General features: G+C 41.7%; 8 protein-coding genes. 3 read left to right on the top strand and 5 right to left on the bottom strand.

Annotated features, from left to right (window positions below; translation table 11 throughout):
* The 3 genes from ABWO12_RS11850 to ABWO12_RS11840 all read left to right on the top strand — a co-directional run.
* Positions 1-1,731 (top strand): LysM peptidoglycan-binding domain-containing protein (locus ABWO12_RS11850; protein ID WP_353089202.1); only part of this gene is annotated, 1,731 nt, incomplete at its 5' end.
* Positions 1,732-1,769: 38 nt separating this feature from the next.
* Positions 1,770-2,750 carry a DUF4837 family protein gene (locus ABWO12_RS11845; RefSeq protein ID WP_287782798.1) on the top strand — a complete coding sequence of 327 codons (981 nt, stop codon included), beginning with the start codon at positions 1,770-1,772 and terminating at the stop codon, positions 2,748-2,750.
* Between the two features lies 1 nt (position 2,751).
* Positions 2,752-3,198, top strand: a complete 447-nt coding sequence (locus tag ABWO12_RS11840; protein ID WP_353089200.1) for a GNAT family N-acetyltransferase — start codon at positions 2,752-2,754, stop codon at positions 3,196-3,198.
* On the opposite strand, the gene ABWO12_RS11835 is transcribed toward ABWO12_RS11840, so the two are convergent.
* Genes ABWO12_RS11835 through ABWO12_RS11815 form a run of 5 tightly spaced genes read right to left on the bottom strand, consistent with a single transcriptional unit; the run spans position 3,195 to position 6,453 of the window.
* Positions 3,195-3,716: an OmpA family protein gene (locus ABWO12_RS11835; RefSeq protein ID WP_353089198.1), complete on the bottom strand. Its 522-nt coding sequence runs from the start codon at positions 3,714-3,716 to the stop codon at positions 3,195-3,197. The genes ABWO12_RS11840 and ABWO12_RS11835 overlap by 4 nt on opposite strands.
* Complete coding sequence (locus ABWO12_RS11830) at positions 3,713-4,012, bottom strand: OmpA family protein (protein WP_353089196.1); 300 nt, start codon at positions 4,010-4,012, stop codon at positions 3,713-3,715. The genes ABWO12_RS11835 and ABWO12_RS11830 overlap by 4 nt, the downstream gene beginning before the upstream one ends.
* On the bottom strand, positions 4,009-5,637 hold the full coding sequence (locus tag ABWO12_RS11825) for a S41 family peptidase (protein ID WP_353089194.1): 1,629 nt from the start codon (positions 5,635-5,637) through the stop codon (positions 4,009-4,011). The genes ABWO12_RS11830 and ABWO12_RS11825 overlap by 4 nt, the downstream gene beginning before the upstream one ends.
* On the bottom strand, positions 5,630-6,034 hold the full coding sequence (rnpA, locus tag ABWO12_RS11820) for a ribonuclease P protein component (protein WP_353089192.1): 405 nt from the start codon (positions 6,032-6,034) through the stop codon (positions 5,630-5,632). The genes ABWO12_RS11825 and rnpA overlap by 8 nt, the downstream gene beginning before the upstream one ends.
* Positions 6,035-6,036: 2 nt before the next feature.
* Positions 6,037-6,453 carry a hypothetical protein gene (locus ABWO12_RS11815; protein WP_353089190.1) on the bottom strand — a complete coding sequence of 139 codons (417 nt, stop codon included), beginning with the start codon at positions 6,451-6,453 and terminating at the stop codon, positions 6,037-6,039.
* Positions 6,454-7,018: the final 565 nt, after the last annotated feature.

The raw sequence follows: 7,018 nt of genomic DNA, 5'->3' as shown, positions 1-7,018 counted from the left end.
GGCTTGTCGATTACTACTTATGTAGACGAACGTAGCGATTCAATGAAGGCCAGTAAAGCTGCCTCGCAATACATGAAAAACATGTATCAAATTTTTGGCGATTGGGATTTGGTACTGGCGTCTTACAATTCAGGCCCTGGAAATGTTGCTAAAGCCATCCGCCGCTCGGGAGGACAGCAAAATTATTGGAACATTCGCAAACATTTACCCAAAGAAACGCAAGGATATGTTCCAGCATTTTTGGCGACCATGTATATTTTTGAATACCACAAAGAACATGGCATCACGCCCAATAAAGCCATTGCCAATCACTTTGCTACCGACACTATCCAGATTAAGCGCCACATGACATTTAAGCAAATCTCTGATTTGTTGGATATTCCTGTCAATGAAATTCAGTTTTACAATCCTTCATACAAACGCAAAGAAGTTCCAGCCATTACGGGAGAAACGCATTACTTACGTTTACCAAAAGATAAAATTGCGCTTTTTACCTCCAATGAAGAAAAAGTGTATGCCTATGTGAAATATGAAGAGAGCAGACGCGAGAAACCGTTTGATCGTTTACAACCACAGCGTGCCAAAGACACCAGTGCTATTGCCGCTTTGAACCGCGAATTTATTGCCCGAACACGCTACCACAAAGTACGTCGTGGGGATAATCTTACCGAAATTGCAGCCAAGTACGACGTGACTGTCACCGACATCAAACGATGGAACCATTTAAAAAGTGATCGTGCACCTTTGGGCCGTCGATTGAAAATCAAAATGCCAGAGGAAATTATCGTGAAGAATGTGAAAAACGAGGCGGTGAAAGATTCAACTCAAAAAGCCGTTGCCGTTCAAAATAATAGCACTGAGCCTAAGTATACCCTGACCTACAAAACCGAAAAAGTGGTCGTCAACAAAGACGTTGTCAAGTATCACAAAGTAAAAAGTGGTGATGTTTTGGGAGAAATTGCTTCCAAATACGATGTTTCAGTTGCTGATCTTAAAAAATGGAATAAACTACGCGGGACCAATATTGGCGTCGGCGATCAGTTGAAAATTGTTAAAAACGAGCGTGTAGTTACTACCGTTCGTAAAGAAGTTAAAGTGCCTGTAACAGAGCGCACAGAAGATATCGCAGCACAAGAAAAAGCGGCCAAAATCGAGAAAATGCGCACCACAGGAATCAAAGATTCTACCCAATTGGTGAACTATTATGTTGTAGCAAAAGGAGATAATCTTTTTAGCATTGCCAAGAAAAATAATGTATCTATCGACAACTTAAAGGTGTGGAATAATTTGAAAGACAACGCGGTAAAAGTGGGAAGTCAATTGATTGTTTCAGGAGAAGTAGCCGAAGTGCCTGCAGAAGAAACACCCAAAAAAGAGTACCGTACAGAAGAGTACGTTGTTGCGCGTGGTGATAATTTGGGCGCTATTGCCAAAAAATACCATACGACTGTGGATCAGCTGAAAGCTTGGAACGGGATTACCGACAACGGAATTCAAGCGGGAATGAAATTGGTGGTGCAGAAAACAGAAATCAATGATGAAGACACTTCAACCCGTGTGGCGACTTCAAAATCAAAATCGAAAGAGAAATTGTATCATGTGCGCAAAGGGGATTCACTATTCAGTATTTCCCAAAAATTCCCTGGCGTAACCATTGCCGATATCAAACGTTGGAACAACATCAAAGGCGAAAATTTACGTCCCGGAATGAAGTTAAAAATCAACGGATAATTTAAAAACTTATTACCTTTGGGGCTTTATTTCACACTATGAATAAAGCCCTTTTTTTTGGTTTTTTGATTTCCTTGTTGGGCGTGTCCTGTACCGGAAAACAATCCAAAAATGTCGCTGCAACAGTCACCAAGCCCAATCAAGTTTCGGTGTTAATTGACGACCAACTTTGGAATGGCGAAGTGGGCGATACCTTGCGCAACAAACTCGCGACCCCGTTTTTGGGATTGCCCCAAGAGGAGCCAGTACTCACTTTGAATCAGTATCCTGTCAAATTATTGGAAGGCTTTACCTCCAACAGCCGCAATATCATCATTATCAAACGCGAGCCAAAGAGTCAGTTTCGAATCGAAGAAAATGAATACGTCAACCCGCAAATGGTAGTCCATATCTCTGGACGAACGGTGCAAGAGCTCCTGGATTCCATTCAAAAAAATGATTCCCTAATCATCCAACGCATTAAAGCCTCTGAAGTTCGTGTCTACCAACAAGCCTTAAAAAACGATACGCTTCAAAATTTAACGCCGTTGCAAGAACGCTTCGGGCTTACCATGGATGTGCCCGCGCGCTACAAAATGGTGATGAGTGGCAAACGTTTTTTTTGGTTAAAAAAAGAGATTACTAGCGGCAATTTAAGTTTGATCGTTTACCAATTGCCTTTATCCAAATTCAAATCGTCCAAAATCAGTACCCGTCGTATCATCAAAATTCGCGATTCCATCGGACGCATCTATATTCATGGTGCGGTGCCGCGAACGTATATGATGACCGAAAAAGCGTTTACCCCCTATCAATTTGAAACCGAAGTAGCTGGTGTAAAAGCAATAGAAACCCGAGGAAGTTGGGAGTTGTCGCGCGAATTTATGGGCGGTCCGTTTTTGAATTATGCGCTTATCGATACGGCCAACAACCGCGTTGTGTTTATCGAAGGGTTTTGTTATGCACCTTCCAAGAAAAAACGCGATTTAATGTTTGAACTTGAAGCCATCATTCGTTCCACCCGATTTGTAAAAAAGTAGTATGGCATTAGCATTTAAAATAAAGCGATTTAACGAACTTTCTTTAGACGAACTATACGAATCCCTAAAACTCCGCTCCATTGTCTTTGTCGTCGAGCAAAATTGCGTCTATTTGGATATTGACAGTAAAGATCAAAAAGCGCGGCACGTTTTAGGCTACGAAGGGGACACGTTGATCGCCTATGCACGGTTGTTTGCGCCAGGCGATTATTTTCCCGAAACCTCAATCGGTCGTGTTGTGGTGCATCCTGATTTTCGGGGTATTCAAGTGGGACATGCTTTGATGAAAGCAGCTATGGCGGGGCTGTACGATTTGATGGGGCCACAACCCATTACGATTTCGGCCCAGTGTTATCTCGAAAAATTTTATGAATCGCACGGATTTGAAAGTATCAGCGAGCCGTACCTCGAAGACGATATTCCCCATGTGCGTATGCGCAAAAACTAAATTTTGGTAATCACGAGCTCCACCCGACGATCATACTGAGGGTCTTTCCCCAACGGTTTGGTATTTCCATAACCTTTAAAGGTCATTCGATTTTTGGGCACGCGCCGAAAAACCAAATATTTGTATACTGCCATGGCTCGATTTTCCGAGAGTTTTCGTTTGCGGGTATCTTTGTCAATAGCTTCTTTTTGATTGGGCGGTGTACAGCATACATGGCCCTGAATTTCAAATTGTAAATTGCTATACCGCAACGTCAACAAAGCTACTTTATCCAATTCTTGTTTGGCTTTCGAAGTCAATCGGCTGCTTCCCTTTTCAAACAAAATATTATCCAAAATGATGTGATCACCTACTACATGGTTTTTTTGCAACATATTGTAATACCCTGGCAACACGAGTTTGGGCAACTCTCGTAGGTTGATGACGATGTCGACCCGTCGGTTTTTGGAACGTTTTTCGGGTAAATTATCTACAATATCATCATCGATCAAAACTTTTCCTTTTCCTTCAATGGTCACAATAATTTTGTTGGTAATTCCGTTTCGACCAATTTGGTTTGAATCGTCCCTGCGCGTTTGGTAGAGAGTTTAAAATTGTAATCTTCTTTTCCCACATCGTCGGTATATCCGTAGATTTGGATAGATTCAATGCGTGTCGAATCGGTTCCTTTAACAAAAGCGACCATATCTTTTACTTGTTTTTCATTGACCTCGGCTTTGTCAAAATCAAAATAAACCGAATGCACAATTTCTTCTTGAGACATACCTTTTCCCCAAGAAAACAAGAGAAATAAGACTAAAAAACGAGTCATCATTGTAGAATTTTTTGGTATTCCGAAGGGTTTGCGAGCAATTGGGTAGCGCGCGCAATTTCACTGTTGTTTTTCACATAGTATTGGTACAACCCTTCTTTGTATTGGTAACGGCGAATCAATTCGTCTAAAATCAACCGTTTGATTTCTTTTTGGTGTTTATCGAGCAAGGCTTCTTCACTTTTTTGCAAAGCGGCAAATAAGGCGTCGTATTGGGCTTTGATTGATTCGTCGATTTTTTCTTTTTTAGCTTTCTCCAAGGTAGCTTTTAAAGCTAATTCGGTTTCGGTATCAAAACTAATTTTCTCTTTTTTCAAAAACGCTTTAAAGTCGGAATAATCGGCATCCTTTAGCGCAGGAATAGCATTTCCCACGTTGGGATTACGGTAATAATACGCCGTGGCATAGTTGAAAATGGCATCGTTTTTTTGCAAAACCTCGGCAATGGTGCTCATTTTGGTTTCCTCTATTTCAATATCGGGTTGAATACCCCCGCCATCATATACGGTGCGTCCCTTTTTGGTTTTAAACGCATTGAATTTTTCGGCTTTTTGTGCTTTCCCATCTTTGTCTTTACGACCGTAATCCAACGCTTGAATACAGCGTCCCGAAGGCGTGTAATAGCGCGAAATGGTCACTTTCACTTGGGTTCCATAGGTCATATCCAACGGACGTTGAACCAATCCTTTTCCAAAACTACGACTGCCAATAACCACCGCCCGGTCTAAATCTTGTAGCGCACCCGAAACAATTTCTGAAGCCGAGGCACTTTTTCCATCGATAATAATGGCCAACGGAATGGTGAGATCTACGGGTTCTCGTGTGGTTTTGTAAGTCGCGTTGTATTTCTCGTTTTTCGATTTTGTGGTCACAATGGTTTCGCCTTTGGGGACAAACAAACTGCAAATATTGACCGCTTCATTCAACAATCCCCCGGGGTTCCCACGCAAGTCTAGAATGATTCGCTCGGCGCCTTGGGATTTCAATTTCTCTAGGGCCTCTTTGGTTTCTGTTGTGGTTTTGCGGTTAAAAGCCGACAACACAATGTAGCCCGTTTTGGCATCGACCATACCAAAGTAGGGCACGGCGTTGATTTCGACTTCATCCAACACAATCGTGGTTTCCATGGTTTTTCCCTGGCGCAAATATTTGACAGCTACTTTGGTGTTTTTGGCGCCTTTCAACAACTGAGAAGCATCGTCTTTAAAGTCGGCCAAAAGCACATCGCCAATTTGTATAATGGCATCCCCTGCTTTGAGCCCCGCTTTATCGGCAGGATATCCTTTGTAGGGCTCCTTGATGATTAACATATCTTCTTTGCGCGAAATCATTGCTCCAATACCCGTATATTCTCCGGTATTGTTGATTTTGAATTTCACCACATCTTGTTCGTTGAAGTAATTGGTATACGGGTCCAAATCAGCCAACATGCTTTTGATCGCTTTGTCCATTAACTCGGCAGGATTGACTTCATCCACATAGTTTTGGTTGACCGTTTTAAACAACGTGGTAAAGATTTCAATCTGTTTGGCAATTTCAAAAAAATCGTCTTTAAAACTACTGCCCACAAACAACATACCGGCAGCAAGGACGGGTAGGATATAGCGTTTTTTGTATTTTCTAAACATCTTTTTCAGTTTTTTGGGTGCTTTGGACTTTTGCCCATTTAGCAAATAAAAGTTGTGTTTTAGCTTCAATTTCGGCAAACGACAAGCGGTCGCGGGTTTGGTAAAAAAACAACATCACTTGGGGCTCCACGAGCTGTTCTTTGATTTGGTGTTGGTGTTTACGATAACATTCGCGCAACACCCGTTTGAAATAGTTGCGATCGACGGCCTTTTTGAAATATTTTTTGGAAACCGAAACGGCTATTTGCAGCGGCACTTTGTTTTCGGGCACGGAGAGAAACACCAGGCGCAACGGATATTGTCCCACGCTTTGTCCCTCTGTAAAAAGCCGTTCAATTAGTTTTTGCCGCTTTAATTTTTCAGTTTTGGGATAGCCAGCCTTTTTTGGGGTTTCCAAACCTACTTCGAATTATAGACGTTATACACCATTTTCAAATCGCGGTAATTGATGTAAAATTGCATGCGACCGCCTTCGTCTTTGCGTGTCACCAACAAAATCACACACATTTCCCCGTTATTGTCCAAACATTCAAATCCTAACGTTTCTTCATTGTCGTTGGCAATTTTGTCATAATAGGCGGTGATGCGGTACAGTTGCAAGTCTTTCGAATGCACCACGATCCGGTCTTTATCGCCATCTAAGGTAATTACCACATCGGCGGGTTTAAACGCTGACCATTCTGACCATTGCCCTTTATTATCCCGATCCATAATACTTAAACTACTGGCTTTAAAGCGGTATTTCTGCGCTGAAACGGGTTGCGCACCTACCACCAAAAGCCCTAAAAGTAAGATAAGTCGTAAATATTTCATCATGAAAAGATTATACGGTGTAAAATTACAAATTCTAATTCATAAAAACACCTTCCCTGCAAACGTGGAATTTTTGGAAATATTTGAGGGAGTTTGAAGTTTCAAGTTTGAAGTTTCAGGTTTATTTCGCTTCGCTACATCAGTCGGCTGAAGCCTCGTGTCAGGTTTCAAGTTTATTTCGCTTCGTTACATCAGTCGGCTGAAGCCTCGTGTCAGGTTTCAGGTTTCAACTTGAAGTGTGTACTTTTATGTGTAAAAGTTTAAAAAGTGTAAATGTGTAAGGAGTCATAATCACAGTCATAGTTTCGTGACGATTAATAGAGAGTTACTCTGTTGCAAAGTAGCTCAGCATTTCAGCGGCTCAGGAGCTTTTTTCATCCCAAGACCAGTCATATGTGGACTGAAGCATATTTGTGATGTTTGTTAGGTGTTTGCTCAGGAGCTTTTTTTACCGCAAAGACTCAAAGGTTACGCAAAGTCCGAGAAGTTTTACATCAAGTATTACGATTATTTTAAGTCCATCAAGTTCACGGCCTTTGGCCGTCTTAATTTTTCTTAACCTATATTC

Origin of the sequence: Flavobacterium sp., assembly GCF_040379285.1 — a bacterium.
Classification (GTDB): domain Bacteria; phylum Bacteroidota; class Bacteroidia; order Flavobacteriales; family Flavobacteriaceae; genus Flavobacterium.
This window is presented reverse-complemented; position numbering and strand designations above follow the sequence as displayed.